14 protein-coding genes and 1 tRNA gene are annotated in these 16,312 nt (G+C 64.5%); 8 read left to right on the top strand and 7 right to left on the bottom strand.

Going from position 1 to position 16,312, the window contains the following annotated elements; translation table 11 throughout:
• The first annotated feature begins 124 nt into the window (after positions 1-124).
• From HYG77_RS04525 to HYG77_RS04495, 7 genes are all read left to right on the top strand, one after another.
• Positions 125-201, top strand: a tRNA-Pro gene (locus HYG77_RS04525).
• Positions 202-262: 61 nt separating this feature from the next.
• On the top strand, positions 263-1,639 hold the full coding sequence (gene tig, locus HYG77_RS04520; RefSeq protein ID WP_208961939.1) for a trigger factor: 1,377 nt from the start codon (positions 263-265) through the stop codon (positions 1,637-1,639).
• 184 nt (positions 1,640-1,823) lie between these two features.
• A complete protein-coding gene (locus HYG77_RS04515) occupies positions 1,824-2,411 on the top strand; it encodes an ATP-dependent Clp protease proteolytic subunit (protein ID WP_109328849.1) in 588 nt (195 codons plus the stop codon).
• A gap of 47 nt (positions 2,412-2,458) precedes the next feature.
• Positions 2,459-3,121, top strand: a complete 663-nt coding sequence (locus tag HYG77_RS04510) for an ATP-dependent Clp protease proteolytic subunit (RefSeq protein WP_109328851.1) — start codon at positions 2,459-2,461, stop codon at positions 3,119-3,121.
• A 242-nt stretch (positions 3,122-3,363) separates the two neighbouring features.
• Positions 3,364-4,644, top strand: a complete 1,281-nt coding sequence (clpX, locus tag HYG77_RS04505; RefSeq protein WP_109328853.1) for an ATP-dependent Clp protease ATP-binding subunit ClpX — start codon at positions 3,364-3,366, stop codon at positions 4,642-4,644.
• A 68-nt stretch (positions 4,645-4,712) separates the two neighbouring features.
• The gene (gene aroQ / locus HYG77_RS04500) at positions 4,713-5,153 is read left to right on the top strand and encodes a type II 3-dehydroquinate dehydratase (RefSeq protein ID WP_208961938.1); all 441 of its coding nucleotides are present in this window, start codon (positions 4,713-4,715) and stop codon (positions 5,151-5,153) included.
• Positions 5,154-5,160: 7 nt separating this feature from the next.
• Positions 5,161-7,095 carry a sugar phosphate isomerase/epimerase and 4-hydroxyphenylpyruvate domain-containing protein gene (locus HYG77_RS04495; protein ID WP_208961937.1) on the top strand — a complete coding sequence of 645 codons (1,935 nt, stop codon included), beginning with the start codon at positions 5,161-5,163 and terminating at the stop codon, positions 7,093-7,095.
• Between the two features lie 20 nt (positions 7,096-7,115).
• Here the strand turns inward: HYG77_RS04495 and HYG77_RS04490 are convergent, their stop codons facing one another.
• From HYG77_RS04490 to iolC, 5 genes are read right to left on the bottom strand one after another with little or no spacing between them, the layout of a single operon-like run.
• Positions 7,116-8,165, bottom strand: a complete 1,050-nt coding sequence (locus tag HYG77_RS04490; RefSeq protein WP_208961936.1) for a Gfo/Idh/MocA family oxidoreductase — start codon at positions 8,163-8,165, stop codon at positions 7,116-7,118.
• 23 nt (positions 8,166-8,188) lie between these two features.
• On the bottom strand, positions 8,189-9,094 hold the full coding sequence (locus tag HYG77_RS04485; RefSeq protein ID WP_109328861.1) for a sugar phosphate isomerase/epimerase: 906 nt from the start codon (positions 9,092-9,094) through the stop codon (positions 8,189-8,191).
• A 34-nt stretch (positions 9,095-9,128) separates the two neighbouring features.
• Positions 9,129-11,081 carry a 3D-(3,5/4)-trihydroxycyclohexane-1,2-dione acylhydrolase (decyclizing) gene (iolD, locus tag HYG77_RS04480; RefSeq protein WP_208961935.1) on the bottom strand — a complete coding sequence of 651 codons (1,953 nt, stop codon included), beginning with the start codon at positions 11,079-11,081 and terminating at the stop codon, positions 9,129-9,131.
• A gap of 1 nt (position 11,082) precedes the next feature.
• Positions 11,083-11,985, bottom strand: coding sequence for a 5-deoxy-glucuronate isomerase (gene iolB / locus HYG77_RS04475; protein ID WP_208961934.1), 903 nt, complete (start codon positions 11,983-11,985; stop codon positions 11,083-11,085).
• 57 nt (positions 11,986-12,042) lie between these two features.
• Positions 12,043-13,032, bottom strand: a complete 990-nt coding sequence (iolC, locus tag HYG77_RS04470; RefSeq protein WP_208961933.1) for a 5-dehydro-2-deoxygluconokinase — start codon at positions 13,030-13,032, stop codon at positions 12,043-12,045.
• Between the two features lie 175 nt (positions 13,033-13,207).
• Here iolC and HYG77_RS04465 point away from each other — a divergent pair, with 175 nt between their 5' ends.
• The gene (locus tag HYG77_RS04465; RefSeq protein ID WP_208961932.1) at positions 13,208-13,945 is read left to right on the top strand and encodes a GntR family transcriptional regulator; all 738 of its coding nucleotides are present in this window, start codon (positions 13,208-13,210) and stop codon (positions 13,943-13,945) included.
• Between the two features lie 74 nt (positions 13,946-14,019).
• Here the strand turns inward: HYG77_RS04465 and HYG77_RS04460 are convergent, their stop codons facing one another.
• Together HYG77_RS04460 and HYG77_RS04455 are read right to left on the bottom strand one after the other, a co-directional pair.
• Entirely contained in the window at positions 14,020-15,408 is a 1,389-nt protein-coding gene (locus HYG77_RS04460) for an MFS transporter (RefSeq protein ID WP_208961931.1), read from the bottom strand.
• A gap of 121 nt (positions 15,409-15,529) precedes the next feature.
• Positions 15,530-16,207 (bottom strand): TetR/AcrR family transcriptional regulator, encoded by a 678-nt coding sequence (locus HYG77_RS04455; RefSeq protein WP_208961930.1) that lies wholly within the window; start codon positions 16,205-16,207, stop codon positions 15,530-15,532.
• Between the last annotated feature and the right edge of the window lie 105 nt (positions 16,208-16,312).

Here is a 16,312-nt window from a genome sequence, read left to right as displayed (position 1 = left end):
TGGGATCGCCATGCATGTCGTCTGCGATGTCAGACTGTACCCAATCCCGCTTTGGATTTCATAATCGGGGGGCCGTAGGATTCTTCCTCGGGTCCTCGCGAGGTTGGCGAGAGCCTGCTCGGACCGGGGTGTAGCGCAGCTTGGTAGCGCATCCGCTTTGGGAGCGGAGGGTCGCAGGTTCAAATCCTGTCACCCCGACCAGAACCACAGGGCAGGCAACTGCCGCACAGTAAAGAGCACGACCACACGAAGGAGCCAGTCCGTGAAGAGCACCGTCGAGCAGCTCAGCCCGACGCGAGTCCGTATCAACGTTGAGGTGCCCTTCGAGGAGCTCAAGCCTGATTTCGACAAGGCCTACAAGGCCCTCGCGCAACAGATCCGTCTCCCCGGCTTCCGTCCGGGCAAGGCACCGGCCAAGTTGCTCGAAGCTCGTGTCGGACGTGGAGCCGTCCTGGAGCAGGTCGTCAACGATGCACTCCCGTCCCGCTACTCCGAGGCCGTCACCACGGCTGCGGTGAAGGCGATCGGTCAGCCCGAGATCGAGATCACGAAGATCGAGGACGGCGAGCTCCTCGAGTTCACCGCCGAGGTCGACGTGCGTCCCGAGATCACGCTGCCCGACTACAGCGAACTCAGCGTCACCGTCGATCCCATCGAGATCACCGACGAGGCCGTCGAGGAGCAGCTGCTGTCGCTGCGTCAGCGCTTCGGCACCCTCACCGGCGTCGATCGTCCGGTTCAGGACGGCGACTTCATCTCCATCGACCTGTCGGCCACCGTCGACGGTGAGGCCGTTCCCGAGGCCACCGCGAGCGGACTGTCGCACGAGGTCGGCTCCGGTCAGCTGATCGAGGGCCTCGACGAGGCCGTCATCGGTCTCTCCGCCGGCGAGTCCAAGGAGTTCACCTCGACACTCGTCGCCGGTGATCATGCGGGCAAGGAAGCCGTCGTCACCGTCACCGTCGGCACCGTCAAGGAGCGCGAGCTCCCGGCGGAGGACGACGAGTTCGCTCAGCTGGCAAGCGAGTTCGACACCCTCGATGAGCTGAAGGCCGACCTGCGCGAGCGCGTCGGACGGGTTCGCAAGGTCGAGCAGGCGGGGCAGATCCGCGACAAGGTCCTCGAGACCCTGCTGGAGACCGTCGAGGTTCCGCTGCCCGAGGCAGTCGTCAAGGCCGAGGTCGACGCGGCACTGCACGACGCCGTGCACAGCCTCGACCACGACGAGGACGCCCTGAACAAGGCTCTCGAGGAGCAGGGCACCAGCCGCGAAGAGTTCGACAAGGACGCCAAGGAGAGCGCCGAGCGCTCGGTGAAGACCCAGCTGCTGCTGGACGCCATCGCCGACGCGTCCGACGTCACTGTGGGCCAGGACGAACTCACCGAGCGCATCCTGTTCCAGGCCCAGCGCTACGGCATGGCTCCGGAGCAGTTCATTCAGCAGATCCAGCAGGCCGGCCAGCTCGGTGCCGTCTTCGCCGACGTGCGCCGCGGCAAGGCTCTCGCCGGTGTCGTCGAGCAGGCCACCGTCACCGACACCACGGGTGCCACGGTGGACACTGCGGAACTGTTCGGCAACGGCGAGACCGAAACCGATGAGCCCGCCGCGGATTCCGCCGAGGGCGAAGACCAGAGCTAACGCTGGTCGCGGGGTGTTTCCCGCATGTTCGGCGGTGAGTTGTTTTCCGCTTTGAGCGAAGTAGGGCGGCACCGGGACTCCGGTGCCGCCCTCCTTCGTTAGTGTCTGTGTCAGCAATCAACGATTTACGGAGAAGGCAGGTACCGTGACTTCCAATCACCTGGAGACTTTGCAGAGTCCCGCCATGACTTCAGCCACCGCTGGGTTGAACCTCAGCGATTCGGTGTACGAGCGCCTGCTGCGCGAGCGCATCATCTTCCTCGGTACCCAGGTCGACGACGACATCGCGAACAAGCTGTGCGCTCAGATCCTGCTGCTGTCGGCAGAGGATCCCAATCGGGACATCTCCCTCTACATCAACTCGCCCGGCGGCTCGGTCAGCGCCGGAATGGCGATCTACGACACGATGCAGTTCGCGGAGTGCGACGTTGCCACGTTCGGAATGGGTCTTGCCGCCTCGATGGGTCAGTTCCTGCTCTCCGCCGGTGCGAAGGGCAAGCGTTACGCTCTCCCGCACGCCCGGATCATGATGCACCAGCCGTCCGCCGGTATCGGGGGCACCGCCAGTGACATCGCGATCATGGCCGAGCAGTTCGCCCACACCAAGCGTGAGATGGCCGAGCTGATCGCCGAGCACACCGGTCAGACCGTCGAGCAGATCACCGCCGACTCCGACCGCGACCGCTGGTTCACCGCCAATGAGGCTCTCGAATACGGCTTCGTCGACCACGTCGTCTCCCGCGCACGCCAGGCGGGTGGAACCGGTAGCTGAATCCGGCCCCTGACCCTCCCCGTGTCCCACACATCCTTGGAGAACTGATGACCAACCTGTTCGATCCCCGCAACCTGGGAGGCCAGGCGCCCGCCGCCCCGCAGTCGCGCTACATCCTGCCGTCGTTCATCGAGCACTCGAGCTATGGCGTCAAAGAGTCCAACCCGTACAACAAGCTGTTCGAGGAGCGCATCATCTTCCTCGGCGTCCAGGTCGACGATGCCTCGGCAAACGACGTGATGGCTCAGTTGCTCGTCCTGGAGTCGCTCGACCCCGATCGCGACATCACGATGTACATCAACTCCCCGGGTGGTTCGTTCACCTCGTTGATGGCGATCTACGACACCATGCAGTACGTGCGCGCCGACATCACCACGGTGTGCCTGGGTCAGGCGGCGTCGGCTGCGGCCGTGCTGCTGGCCGCCGGGTCGCCCGGCAAGCGCCTGGCGCTGCCGAACGCTCGCGTCCTCATCCACCAGCCGGCCTCTGGTGGCATCCAGGGCCAGGTGTCCGACCTCGAGATTCAGGCAGCCGAGATCGAGCGCATGCGCCGCCTGATGGAGACGACGCTGTCGAAGCACACCGGCAAGACGCCGGATGTGATTCGCAAGGACACCGATCGCGACAAGATCCTCACCGCCGAAGAGGCGAAGGAATACGGGATCATCGACGACGTGCTCGAGTACCGCAAACTCAGCGCCCAGAAGTGATGTATTGCCGCCCCGGCTCGGGCGACACGCCGTGAGGGTGGAGTTGCGACGGGCCGGGTGCGGCGTCGGTAAGGCTGGCGTTCCCAGAAGATCGGCGAGCGAATCACCGACAACCAGTCGACCTCGCTCGCGATCTGCGGGTACGGTCACATAACGGGCTTTCGTTTTCGATGGGTGCGCAGCATGCGTGTCATCGGGATTCGGTGGTTGCACGTAAACGAAGGAAGTAGGGACCTGACGAGATGGCACGCATCGGTGACGGCGGGGATCTGCTCAAGTGCTCTTTCTGCGGTAAGAGCCAGAAGCAGGTCAAAAAGCTCATTGCGGGGCCTGGGGTGTACATCTGCGACGAGTGCATCGACCTCTGCAACGAGATCATCGAAGAGGAGCTGGCCGAGTCCAGCGAGGTCAAGCTCGACGAGCTGCCGAAGCCTGCCGAGATCCGGGACTTTCTGGAAAATTACGTGATCGGCCAGGACGCCGCGAAGCGGACCCTCGCTGTCGCCGTCTACAACCATTACAAGCGCATCCAGGCCGGTGACAAGGGACGCGACGCGCGTGGTGAGACGGTCGAGCTGGCCAAGTCGAACATCCTCATGCTCGGCCCCACCGGCTGTGGCAAGACCTACCTTGCTCAGACGTTGGCGAAGATGCTCAACGTCCCGTTCGCGATCGCCGACGCCACGGCACTCACCGAGGCCGGTTACGTGGGTGAAGACGTCGAGAACATTCTGCTCAAGCTGATCCAGGCCGCCGATTACGACGTCAAGCGCGCCGAGACCGGCATCATCTACATCGACGAGGTCGACAAGATCGCCCGCAAGAGCGAGAACCCGTCGATCACGCGCGATGTGTCCGGTGAAGGCGTGCAGCAGGCGCTTTTGAAGATCTTGGAGGGAACGCAGGCGAGCGTGCCTCCGCAGGGCGGGCGTAAGCACCCCCATCAGGAATTCATCCAGATCGACACCACCAACGTGCTCTTCATCGTGGCCGGCGCCTTCGCCGGACTCGAGCGGATCGTCTCCGACCGGGTCGGCAAGCGCGGAATCGGCTTCGGCGCCGAGGTGCGTTCCAAGGCGGAGATCGATACGCAGGACCACTTCGCCGAGGTCATGCCCGAGGACCTGATCAAGTTCGGTCTGATTCCCGAATTCATCGGTCGCTTGCCGGTGGTGGCGTCGGTCACCAACCTCGACAAGGAATCACTCGTCCAGATCCTGTCCGAGCCGAAGAACGCGCTGGTCAAGCAGTACAACCGGCTCTTCGACATGGACGGCGTGGAGTTGGAGTTCACCACGGACGCGCTCGAGGCCATCGCCGACCAAGCGATTCTTCGCGGCACCGGTGCCCGCGGTCTCCGCGCGATCATGGAAGAAGTTCTTCTCCCGGTCATGTATGACATCCCGAGTCGCGACGATGTCGAAAAAGTCGTGGTCAGTGCCGAAACGGTCAACGACAACGTTCTGCCGACCATCGTGCCGCGCAAGCCCGACCGTGGGGAACGCCGGGACAAGTCCGCGTAGGCGGAGGCGCGCTGTATCCTGATTGCGGACTAACTCACTAGTTCGTACATACGGAGGTAACGCGCGCGATGACAGCTCCAGGACCGATCTTCGTTCTGAACGGCCCCAACCTGAACTTGCTCGGGCAGCGCCAGCCCGAGGTGTACGGATCCGAGACGCTCGATGACGTCGTCGAACTCTGTCGCACTTCGGCTGCGCAGGCCGGTCGGGAGATCGTGGCTCGTCAGTCCAATCACGAGGGCCAACTGATCGACTGGGTGCACGAAGCGCGGACCACTGCGTCGGGTGTGGTGATCAACCCCGGTGGATACACCCACACCTCGGTGGCGCTACGCGATGCACTCGTCACGCTCGAGGTGCCGTTGGTGGAGGTTCACATCAGCAATGTTCACGCGCGCGAGGAATTCCGGCGACACTCGTACGTCTCCGGCATTGCCACCGGCGTGATCGCCGGGCTGGGTATTCTCGGGTACGGGCTGGCCGTCGACTTCATCTGCAACAAGGGCTGAGTACGTCGTGGCAGAGCGGATCCGGACAAGTGTCGCCACCGTCTCCCTCAGCGGGTCGCTGGAGGAGAAGGTCGCCGCGATCGCCGCCGCGGGTTTCGACGGGTTCGAGGTGTTCGAACCCGACTTTGTGAGCTCGCCGTGGTCTCCACGTGAACTCGATATCCGCGCAACTGATCTCGGGCTCACGCTCGATCTCTATCAGCCGTTCCGTGACCTCGATTCGACGGACGATGCGACCTTCGCCCGCAACCTGGTCCGGGCCGAACGCAAATTCGACATCATGGAGCAGCTCGGCTGCGACACCATGCTGGTCTGCTCGTCTCCGCTGCCGGAGGCGGTACGCGACGACGGTCTTCTCACCGCGCAACTCCACATTCTTGCCGAACGTGCGCACGCCCGTGGACTGCGGATCGCGTACGAGGCGCTGGCTTGGGGAACGCACGTCAACACCTATCGTCATGCGTGGAAGATCGTGGCGGACGCGGACCATCCCGCCCTCGGAACGTGTCTCGACAGCTTCCACATCCTCTCGCGCGGCGACGACCCGTCGGGTATCCGCGACATCCCGGGTGAGAAGATCTTCTTCCTGCAACTCGCGGACGCACCACGCCTGTCGATGGATGTCCTGCAGTGGAGTCGGCATCACCGAAACTTCCCGGGGCAGGGCAACTTCGACCTCGCGGCGTTCGGTGCGCACGTGCAGGCGGCGGGGTACCAGGGCCCGTGGTCACTCGAAATATTCAACGACACGTTCCGGCAGTCGTCCACCGGTCGCACGGCGGCCGACGCTCACCGTTCGTTGTTGTATCTGCAGGAGGAAGTAGGCCGAGTTCTGGCGGAACGCGGCGAAGAGGCCGACGGCGGGCCCGTCCTCTTCCGGCCACCGCCCCGCGCGCCGCTCGAGGGAATCGTCTCCTTGCGCCTCGCGGCGGGTCCCGGAAAAGAAGCGGACCTGCGGCAGGCACTGCAGCACATCGGTTTTCAGCTAGCGGGGCGGCATCGCAACCACGACCTCCAGTTGTGGCGGCACGGGCCGTTGACCGTCATCGTCGACGCCACGGCCGGTACCGTGTGGACTGCCCCGGGCCTGCCTGCGCACTTGCCGGTGCTCACCCAGATCGGTATCCGGTCGAGCGACCCAGATGCGTGGGGTGAGCGGGCGGCAGCGCTCGAGGTGCCGGTGCACGAGGTTCAGTTGCCGGGCGTGGACACGGCTCTCGAGTCAGATGTAGTGCGGCTGAAGATCACCGATGCGACCTCGCTGGACCTGCGAGGGCCCGGGAGTGCGGCTGCGTGGCAGTCGGCGTTCGACCTGTACCCCACCGAGTCGCGATGGCAGGACGACGTTCCCGTCTTCACGGGTGTGGACCATGTGGCTCTGGCGGTGCCGTCCGACAACTGGGACGGCATCATGCTGCTGCTGCGGTCGGTGTTCGCGATGGCGCCGCACGAGGGCCTCGATGTCACCGACGCGGTCGGAATGATGCGCAGTCAGGCGCTGACGATGGATCAGACGGGTGTGGACGGCGTCGACCGGCCGCTGCGCATCTCCCTGAACATGGTTCCGGGCGCAGCGCCCGGCAATTCGCACATCGCCGCGACCAGGCGTGGTGGGATCAGCCATGTGGCGTTCTCGTGCAGCGACATTTTCACTGCGGCGGCGGCGATGCAGTCCAACGGGTTCGAGCCGTTGTCGATTTCACCGAACTACTACGACGACCTCGAGGCCCGGTTCGGGCTGTCGCGGGAGTTGCTGGACCGGATGAGCAGTTCGGGCATCATGTACGACGCCGATCCGCACGGGGAGTTCTTCCACGTGTTCACCAGGACGGTGGGCGCCGACCTGTTCTTCGAGGTGGTGCAGCGGATCGGCGGGTATGAGGGCTACGGCGACGCCAACTCGGCGATGCGCTTGGCCGCCCAACTGCGGGCGGCCGGCTGAGGGGCCCGGCGCGGCGTCACTTACCGGTCGTCCGGACTCCGGATCGAGGATCGCTGGACCATCTCCACTGTGACGCGTTCACCCGTCTCGAGTGACTCGACCCCCGCAGCGCACACTGCGGCGGCCGCGTAACCGTCCCATGCGTCCGGCCCGTCGATGTAGTTGCCCGTCCTGAACCCCGAGCGGACAGCATCGACCCACCGCTGAATCTCGATGTCGTAGGCCTGCCCGAACCGCTCCGTGAAGGTCCGCGTGATCCGACCGCTTCGAATGCCGGGCGTGCTCGTACGAATCAGTCCTACATCGAGACCGATCATTGCGCTACCCGATTCCCCGACAACCTCTGTACGGACCTCGTAGGCGACCCCGGTGGTGACGAACACCTCCACGTCGACGTGCATGCCGGACGTGGTGGTGAACAGGGCGATCTGCGGATCTTGCAGGCCCTCCGGTGCTCGCGGGTTGGGTCGGGGCGTGATGATCTGAACGGAGGAGATCTCCTCGTTCAGCAGGAAGCGGGTCACATCGACCTCGTGCACCAGCGAATCCTTGACGATCATGGCGCTGTCGAAATGAGGTGGCACGCTCGGGTTTCGGTGGATGCAGTGCAAGAGCAGGGGGCGCCCCAATTGCCCCGAGTGGAGGAGGGCCGCGAGTTGCCGGTACTCGGGATCGAATCGGCGCATGAAACCCACTTGTATGAGCTTCGTGCCCAGCTCCGCTTCACGCGCGACCACTTCGAGTGATGTGGCGACGTCGGTAGTGAGGGGCTTCTCGCACATCACCGGCTTGCCGTGCTCGAGGCACGCAAGCAGTTGCTTCTCATGGGCCGGGCCGGGAGTGGCCAGCAGTACGGCGTCGACGTCAGGGTCCGCGATCGCATCTAGCGGATCTTCGACGACGCGGCATCCCGGGATGGTCGCGGCGAGTCGCGCAGCCTTCTCGACGACGTAGTCGTTGACCACCGCGACCCGGGCACCAGAGATTGTGGAGGTAATGCGTGTGACGTGATCGGCGCCCATCATTCCGACGCCCAGTACGGCGATGCGGAGGTTCCGGCTTGCGGTCATCGGGGAACGAACTCCTGACGTTGTCAGTGGAAGCGAACGGAACCTATCCCGCAGCCCTCCAGATACTTTCGAGTGCGTTGCGCGATCGGCAAGGGGACGTGGGGGGCGCAGGGATAGAGGTCTTGCTCGACGATGGCGAATACGTCTATATCGAGCGTGTCGATCGCCGCGAGGACAGACGGCATGTCCGGGATTCCCAGCGGAGGCTCGATCATGACGGCGAGCTGCACGGCTTCACCGAACGGCAGGTCGCCGGCTTCGACCGTGGCCCGGACCTCGGGATCGACCTGCTTGAGGTGCAAGTAGCCGATACGCTCGGCCGCGCGCGCGATGATCGCGAGATTGTCGCCACCGCAGTAGCTGATGTGCCCGGTGTCGAGGCACAGATTGACGAATTTTTCGTCGGTGGCATCGAGAAAACGATACACCCGCTCCTCCTCGTCGATATGGCTGTCGGCGTGCGGGTGGTACTGCGCTTCGACACCGTACTGCTCGAACATTCTCTTGCCCAACTCGTTCATTCCTGCGGTCTTGTTCGTCCATTGTTCCGCGGTGAGGTTGCGATCTTCGAGGACCTTGCCGCTGCCCGGATCGCGCCACATCTCGGGGATCACGACGACGTGCCGGCCACCGACAGCCGCAGTGAGGGCGGCGACGTCCTCGATCCGGGACCAGACGGCTTCCCGGGAATCGGGTCGATGCAGGTGCTCGAACACCGTCCCGGCGGACAGTTTCAGGCCGCGGGCGTCGAGTTCGTCACGCAGCTTCTCCGGCTGGGTGGGCAGGTAGCCGTACGGGCCCAGTTCGATCCATTCATAACCGGCTGCGGACACCTCGTCGAGGAAGCGGTCGTAGGAAATCTGCCGCGGGTCGTCGGCGAACCAGACACCCCAGGAATCAGGGGCTGATCCGACGCGGATCGCGCTCATCTCGGCGCTCCTTTCGGGTTCTTGGGTAGTCGCTCTAGTTTCCGGAGGGACGCAGGAAGGGGCGTTGGATCTTCTTCCACTGTGCGTACGTCTCGTAGGCGGTTCGGGTCGAGTCGAGCGTGGACGTGGAAGACACCGGAACGTCCCACCAGGATTCACTGTCCGGGCCCGGGGAACGCGGATCGGTTTCCACGTGGATGACAGTAGTCGTCTCGCCGGCCTTCGCGACCTTGACGGCGTCGGCGAACTCCGCAGCTGTCTGCACGCGAATGACATCTACGCCGAGACTGGCTGCGTTGGCTGCCAAGTCGACCGGGAGCACCTCGCCGTCGAGCCGGCCCGATGCGCCGCGGCGACGGTACTCCGTGCCGAATCTCTGGGATCCCACCGACTCGGAAAGCGATCCGATCGAGGCGAAACCGTGATTCTGCACCAGGATGACGATGAGCTTGAGATTCTCCTGCACTGCAGTCACCAGCTCGGTGGCCATCATGAGGTACGAACCGTCACCGACCATGACGAAGACGTCGCGGTCGGGACAGGCCATTTTGACGCCGACTCCGCCGGCGATCTCGTATCCCATGCAAGAGAAGCCGTATTCGACGTGGTAGCCCTTCGCATCACGCGTCCGCCACAGCTTGTGGAGGTCGCCGGGCAGGGAACCAGCGGCGCCGACCACGACGTCACGTGGGTCCGACAGGGTGTTCGCCAAGCCGATCACCTGGCTCTGGTTCACCTGCCGAGTGTCGTCGGTGATGCGGTACGCCGACTCGACTTTCGCTTCCCAGCGGGATACGAGCTCGCGTGTCCGCGTGCGGTACTCCTCGGATACGCGATAGTCGCCGAGCAAGGGGCCGAGCGCCTCGAGCGCTTCCCGGGCATCCGCGATGACGCTGACTCCGCCCTGTTTCACCGAATCGAGCGATGCCACATTGATATTGACGAACTGCACGTTCGGGTGTGCGAACGCGGTCCGCGACGCCGTCGTGAAATCGCTGTACCTGGTACCGATGCCGATGACCACATCGGCGTCGGTGGCCAACGTGTTGGCCGCCGTGGTTCCGGTCGAGCCGATGGCTCCCAGCGACTGTGGGTGATCGGAAGCGAGCGATCCCTTGCCTGCCTGCGTCAGACCGACAGCGACGCCGGTCTGCTCGACGAACGCGACGAGGGCGTCGGTCGCACCGGAGTAGATGACACCACCACCGGCGATGATGAGCGGGTTCTGTGCCGAGCGAATGATATCGGCAACGCGGGTGAGCACGGACCGTTCGGGCAGGTGCCGGGCGACGTGCCAGGTGCGAGGGGCGAAGAGCGAGCGCGGCCAGTCGAATGCCTGTGCCTGAACGTCCTGCGGGATGGCGACCGTGGCGGCGCCGGTCTCGGCCGGGTCGGTCAGCACGCGCATCGCTCCGAGCAGCGCCGCCGGCAGCTGCTCCGGGCGCCACACCCGGTCGAAGTATCGCGACAGCGGCTTGAAGGCGTCGTTGACGGTGACATCACCGCTGGACGGCAATTCGAGTTCCTGGAGAACCGGGGCACTCGCACGGGTCGCGAACGTGTCGGCAGGCAGCAGTAGCACCGGCAACCGGTTGATCGTGGCGAGTGCCGCACCGGTAAGCATGTTGGTCGAGCCCGGCCCGACACTGCTGGATACCACCCACGTCTGCAGGCGGTTCTTCTGCCGCGCGTACGCGACGGCTGTGTGCACCATCGCCTGCTCGTTGCGGCCGGGCACGTAAGGCAACTCGGGTGTGGTCCCGGCTTCGGCGGCGTCGATCTCCGCCTGCAGCAGCGCCTGTCCCACACCGGCCACGTTGCCGTGGCCGAAGATGCCGAGGCAACCGGCGAAGAACCGGTTCCGTGCGCCGTCCCGCTCCACATACTGGTTTTCGAGGAACCTGAGGGCCGCCTGGGCCACAGTGAGGTGCACGGTGCCCTCGGCGTCGGGATCTTCGTTCTCCGATCGAGGCGCGATGGTCACCACGTCATGCTCCGTTCGGAAAGGTGGAGCGGTGCAGGGGCAGTCGTGGATCGACGGTCTGGTGCTCCCAACTGGTGCGGACCCAGGCGTGCGCCGGGTCGTCGCAGATCTTCCAGGACCGCTCGTCGCTGGGACCGGCCATGACGTTCAGGTAGTACATGTGGTGGCCGGGTGCGGCAATCGACGGGCCGTGATACCCGTGCGGAACGAGGACGACGTCGCCGGTTCGTACTTCCTCGAGCACCTCGATCGGCCGCTCGGGTGTGCCGTACACGCGGTGGTAGCCGAATCCGGTGCCACTGAAATCTGTTGTCCGCGAATGTGCCTGGGCGATCTCGAAATAGTAGATCTCCTCCAGCTGGGATTCGGCAGCGCTGTTTTCGTCGTGCTTGTGGCTCGGATACGACGACCAGTTGCCGCCGGGCGTGATCACCTCGCACGCGATGATCGAATCTGCCTCGAACCGGTCTGCGGTCGCGAAGTTGTGCACCTGCCGGCTGCAGTTGCCCGCGCCGCGCAGTTCGACGGACACGTCTGCGGCGGGTACATATCGGAACGGGAACTTCTGCCGGGCCCGGGCGCCGCAGAGCGCGAAGCGTCCACCGTTCGAGGCCGTCATCCGGTAGGCGGAGTCGATGCCGACATACGCGAAGTCGGTGGGACCGTCGAACACCGATCGTCGCCCGGCGAGGACGAACTCCTCGGTCGCGCAGGACACCGTCACCGATCCCGAGAGGGGAACGACGAGAATTTCTTCTGCGCCGGTGTCGAATTCCGCAGAGCCGTCGAGAGGAAGTGTCAGAACGCGCAGGCTCGACTCGGTCCAGCCCGCGGATTCGGGCGTCACCTCGAGGTCGAAGGGGCCGGTGGCGGCCGAGCCGACGGGCAGGTAATACTTGCTGCTCATCGCATCCCCTCCGGCGCGGTCAGTGGCGAGTCGCGATGCGCACAGGGGACGAACGTGTCAGACATCGATGACCTCCGCAGTGTCGACTTCGGCACGTGCGCGTACCTCCTCGGCCGTCGGCATCGCCGTGGAGCATTCGAGGCGGGACGCCACAATCGCCCCTGCGGCATTGGCGTATCGCAGTACTTTCTCGAGCGGCCATCCGGACAGAAGTCCGTGGCACAGGGAGCCGCCGAAGCTGTCACCTGCGCCGAGTCCATTGACCACCTGCACGTCGATCGCGGGTACGGTGACGCGCTGGCTGCGCGTCTTTCCGAGCACACCATGCGGGCCCTGTTTCACTATCGCGAGTTCGACACCGAAGTCGAGGAGGGCGTCGGCGGCGTTGTCCGCGTCGGTCTCACCGACCGCGATCTCACATTCTTCGCGGTTGCCCACCGCAATGGTGACGTGTCGGAGAGCGCGCTGCATCTGCACGGTGGCCTCGGCCGCACAGGCCCAGAACATCGGCCGGTAGTCGAGATCGAGAACGGTGTGCTGCTGAAGGCCCCGCGATTGCCAGGCTGCGAAATGAGCACTGCGACTCGGTTCCTCGGACAGTCCGGTCGCCGTGGACCAGTACAGCTTCGCCTCTCGCACTGCGGCGGTGTCGATGTGCTCGGGGGAGATCTGCAAGTCGGGGGCCGCGGGCTTGCGGTAGAAATACAGCGGAAAGTGGTCCGGGGGAAAGATCTCACAGAACGTGACCGGTGTCGGGTATGCGGGGTCGATGTGCACGTAACGGTTGTCTACTCCGAGGTCGGTGAGCGCCGAGCGCACGAACCGTCCGAACGGATCGTCGCCGACGCCGGAGATGAGGGCACTGCGGCAACCGAGGCGCGCGGCGGCGACGGAGACATTGGCTGCGCTGCCGCCGAGGAACTTGCCGAATGTCTCTACCTGCTCGAGCCCGACCCCGGTCTGGAGTGGGTAAAGGTCGACCCCACAACGACCGATAGCGAGGACATCCCAGCCGGGGCGGCTGCGGTGCGTGCTGTCCGTGGTCAATGCTGACTCCCGGGAGGTCGTTGCGGCGCTCTGCGCTGGTGTGAGATCTGATGGAGACTGTTCTCCACATCGCGCGCACTGTCAACGCTTTGTCCTGACATTAAGACGTAACGTTCACCGGGTGTTAGTCTTTTCAGCGCCGCTCTGGGCGGGAACGAGGATCGGGGTGATCCGTGTGAGTGCGCAGCTCGCAGTCGAGCTCGACAGATCCAGCCCCATCCCGCTCTATTTTCAGCTGGCACAAAGGATCGAGAAGGCGATCATCGCTGGCGAACTCGCGCCGGGAGATCGATTCGAGAACGAACTCTCACTGGCCAAGCGTCTCAATCTCTCGCGCCCCACAACTCGGCGTGCGATCCAGGAAGTCGTCGACAAGGGGTTGCTCGTCCGAAAGCGCGGTGTGGGGACGCAGGTGGTGCACAGTACGATGCACCGGCCGGTGGAGCTGACGAGTCTGTTCGACGACCTCACCAGGACGGGGCAGAGCCCCACCACTACGCTGCTCGAGTTTCGCGTGACGGCGCCCGGAGCGAACGTCGCGGCCGAACTCGGCCTGGAGCACGGCGCGGAAGTGGCGTGCATCCGGCGACTCCGCGGCGCCAACGGGGAGCCTCTCGCGCTGTTGACGAACTTCCTCCCGATTGCCCTCGCGCCGGACCCGGAGGAACTGGAAGAGTCCGGGTTGTATGCCGCACTGCGAGCACGCGGAGTGCACATTCGGTTGGCTCGGCAGCGGATCGGCGCATCACTGGCGACCGACGCCGAGGCACTGCTGCTCGAGGAGAAGGCCGGTGCACCGTTGCTGACCGTGAACCGGACTGCCTTCGACGATTCCGGCCGCGCTGTCGAATGCGGTAGCCACTGCTACCGGGCGTCTCGCTACAGCTTCGACACGACCGTCGTCGACAAATAGGCCTCGAGTCCGGTACCTCGACACGAAGAACGCGCCCGGCAAGGTGCCGGGCGCGTTCGATGGTCGTGACGAGATCAGACTTTCAGCTTCGCGAGCGCGACGTCTTCCTTGTCGAGTTCGAGGAGCGGGGTGCGCGAGTTCTCCTTCGCGGTGGCGGCGGAGGCTCCGGCGACGAGTGCGCACACTGCTGTGAAGACTGCGACGGGCACCCAGTTCTTGGGGTCGGCACCGCGGAGTGCCTGGGCGATGGTGGGGGCGAATCCGGCGAGCGCGAACCCGAGCTGCGTGCCGATCGCCATGCCGGAGTAGCGAACTCGGGACGAGAACATCTCGGCGTAGAAGGCGGGCCAGATGGCGTTGGTCCCGGCGTACACGCCACCCATGAGCAGGATTCCGGCGAGGAAGATCAGTGTGACGTTGCCGGTGCCGATCGCGGCGAAGTACAGGAAGATTCCGGCGGCGGAGCCGATCGCGCCACCGATGAAGACGGGCTTGCGGCCGATGCGGTCGGACAGGATGCCGAGCAGCGGCTGTGAAATGAGCGCGACGCAGTTGGCGGCGATCGCGACCCACAGCATGGTGGTCCGGCTCATCCCGATTTCCGGAGTGGTGGCGTACGCGAGGCCGAATACGGAGAAGACGGTGCTGACGACGGCGATGAATGCGCAGAACACGACCCGCAGTACGTCACGCCAGTGCGTGCGGAACAGGTCGACGACGGGAAGTGGCGCGGGGGCCTCGTCCAATGCCTCCTTGTTCGCAATGAAGATGTCGGGCTCTTCGAGCTTGCGACGCACGATGTAGGCGACGACGAGGACGAGGAGGCTGCACCAGAACGGGACACGCCAGCCCCAGCTGTAGAGGGTCTCGTCCGGCATCGCGGCGACCGGGATGAACGCGAGGCTGGCGACGATGAAGCCGGCCTGGGTGCCGGTCAAGGTCCAGCTGCAGAAGAATCCGCGACGGTGGGCGGGGGAGTGCTCGAGGGTGAGGGAACCGGCTCCTGACTGCTCGCCGGCAGCGGAGATGCCCTGACAGATACGCAGGAGAACCAGCAGCGCCGGTCCGACCATGCCCGCGGTTTCCGAAGAAGGCAGACAACCGATCAGGAAGGTGACGACACCCATGAGCACCAGGCAGAACATCATCACCTTCTTGCGCCCGGCCCGGTCGCCGAAGTGTCCGACGAACACCGCACCGACCGGACGTGCGACGTAAGAAATGCCGAAGGTGGCCAGCGACAGCAACAGCGGGTTCTTCGAGCCTTCGAAAAACACGTGGGGGAACACCAGCGCAGCAGCCGAGGCGAAGATATAGAAGTCGTAGTACTCGAGCAGGCTGCCGAAGAAGGCGGCTTTCGCGGCCTTCTTCGCGTTGGTGGGATCGGCGTTGGGGTCGACGGCGGAACGGCCGTTGCCGTCACCGCCTCGACCGGAGACTCCGGTGCCGTAGTCGATGGTCATCGATACTCCTGGGGAGCGAGGAGGGCGAACACGCTGCGCTCGGCGAGCGGCTGTTCGAAGGTTGTGCAAGCAAGGTAACCCCCGTCACACGCTCTCGTCAATAATGGTCGAAATGGTTAGTTCATAATTTCCCGGGCTGCTGGAGGTAGGCGAGGACGACGTCACCGAGCATCGTGCGCAGGTGGGGGCGGTTCTCGGCGCCCGTGAGATCCCAGTCGAACAGCGCTCTGAAGGTGTACCGGTTGGCTACGCGAAAGACGCAATACGCGCTGATGAGCATGTGAATATCGAGGGCGGTCGTATCGGCACGGAAGATTCCGGCATCCTGCCCGCGCTGAAGAATTTTCTCGAGTGTGCGGATGGCGGGGGTCTGCGTTTCCTGTAGGCCCTCGGCCTGGCTGAGATTCGCGCCCCGATTCGTGTTCTCGATGGCGACCAGCCGGATGAAGTCGGGGTGCGCCTCGTGGTGATCGAAGGTCAATTCGGCGAGCGCTCTGATCGCCTCCGACGGATCGAGGTGGTCGATGTCGAGCTGCGACTCTTCGTAGCGAATCTCCTCGTACGCGCGCTGGAGCACCGCTCGATACAGGCCGTCCTTGTCGCCGAAGTAGTAGTAGAGCATCCGCTTCGTCGTGGCGGTCTTGGCTGCGATCTCGTCGATGCGGGCACCGGACAAACCTTTGTCGGCGAACTCCTTCATCGCCACGCGAAGGATGTCCTCCTTGGTCTTCTCGGGATTCCGAGTGCGTTTGGCACCCTCGTGCCGGGGTGTCTTCTCCGTAGCGTCACTTCGTGTCATCCCGAGAACTCCTGTTCATCGCTGTTGCTTTCGCGCGGTATGGAGGTATGCTACCGTGACATAACTCACTAGATAGTTAATTAGCTCCCGTAAGTCCTCTCCCGG

The organism is Rhodococcus sp. ZPP, assembly GCF_017656075.1.
Taxonomy (GTDB): Bacteria; Actinomycetota; Actinomycetes; order Mycobacteriales; family Mycobacteriaceae; genus Rhodococcus_F; species Rhodococcus_F oxybenzonivorans.
The sequence above is the reverse complement of the archived record's forward strand: the minus strand, read 5'-3'. Positions and strand labels throughout refer to the sequence as shown.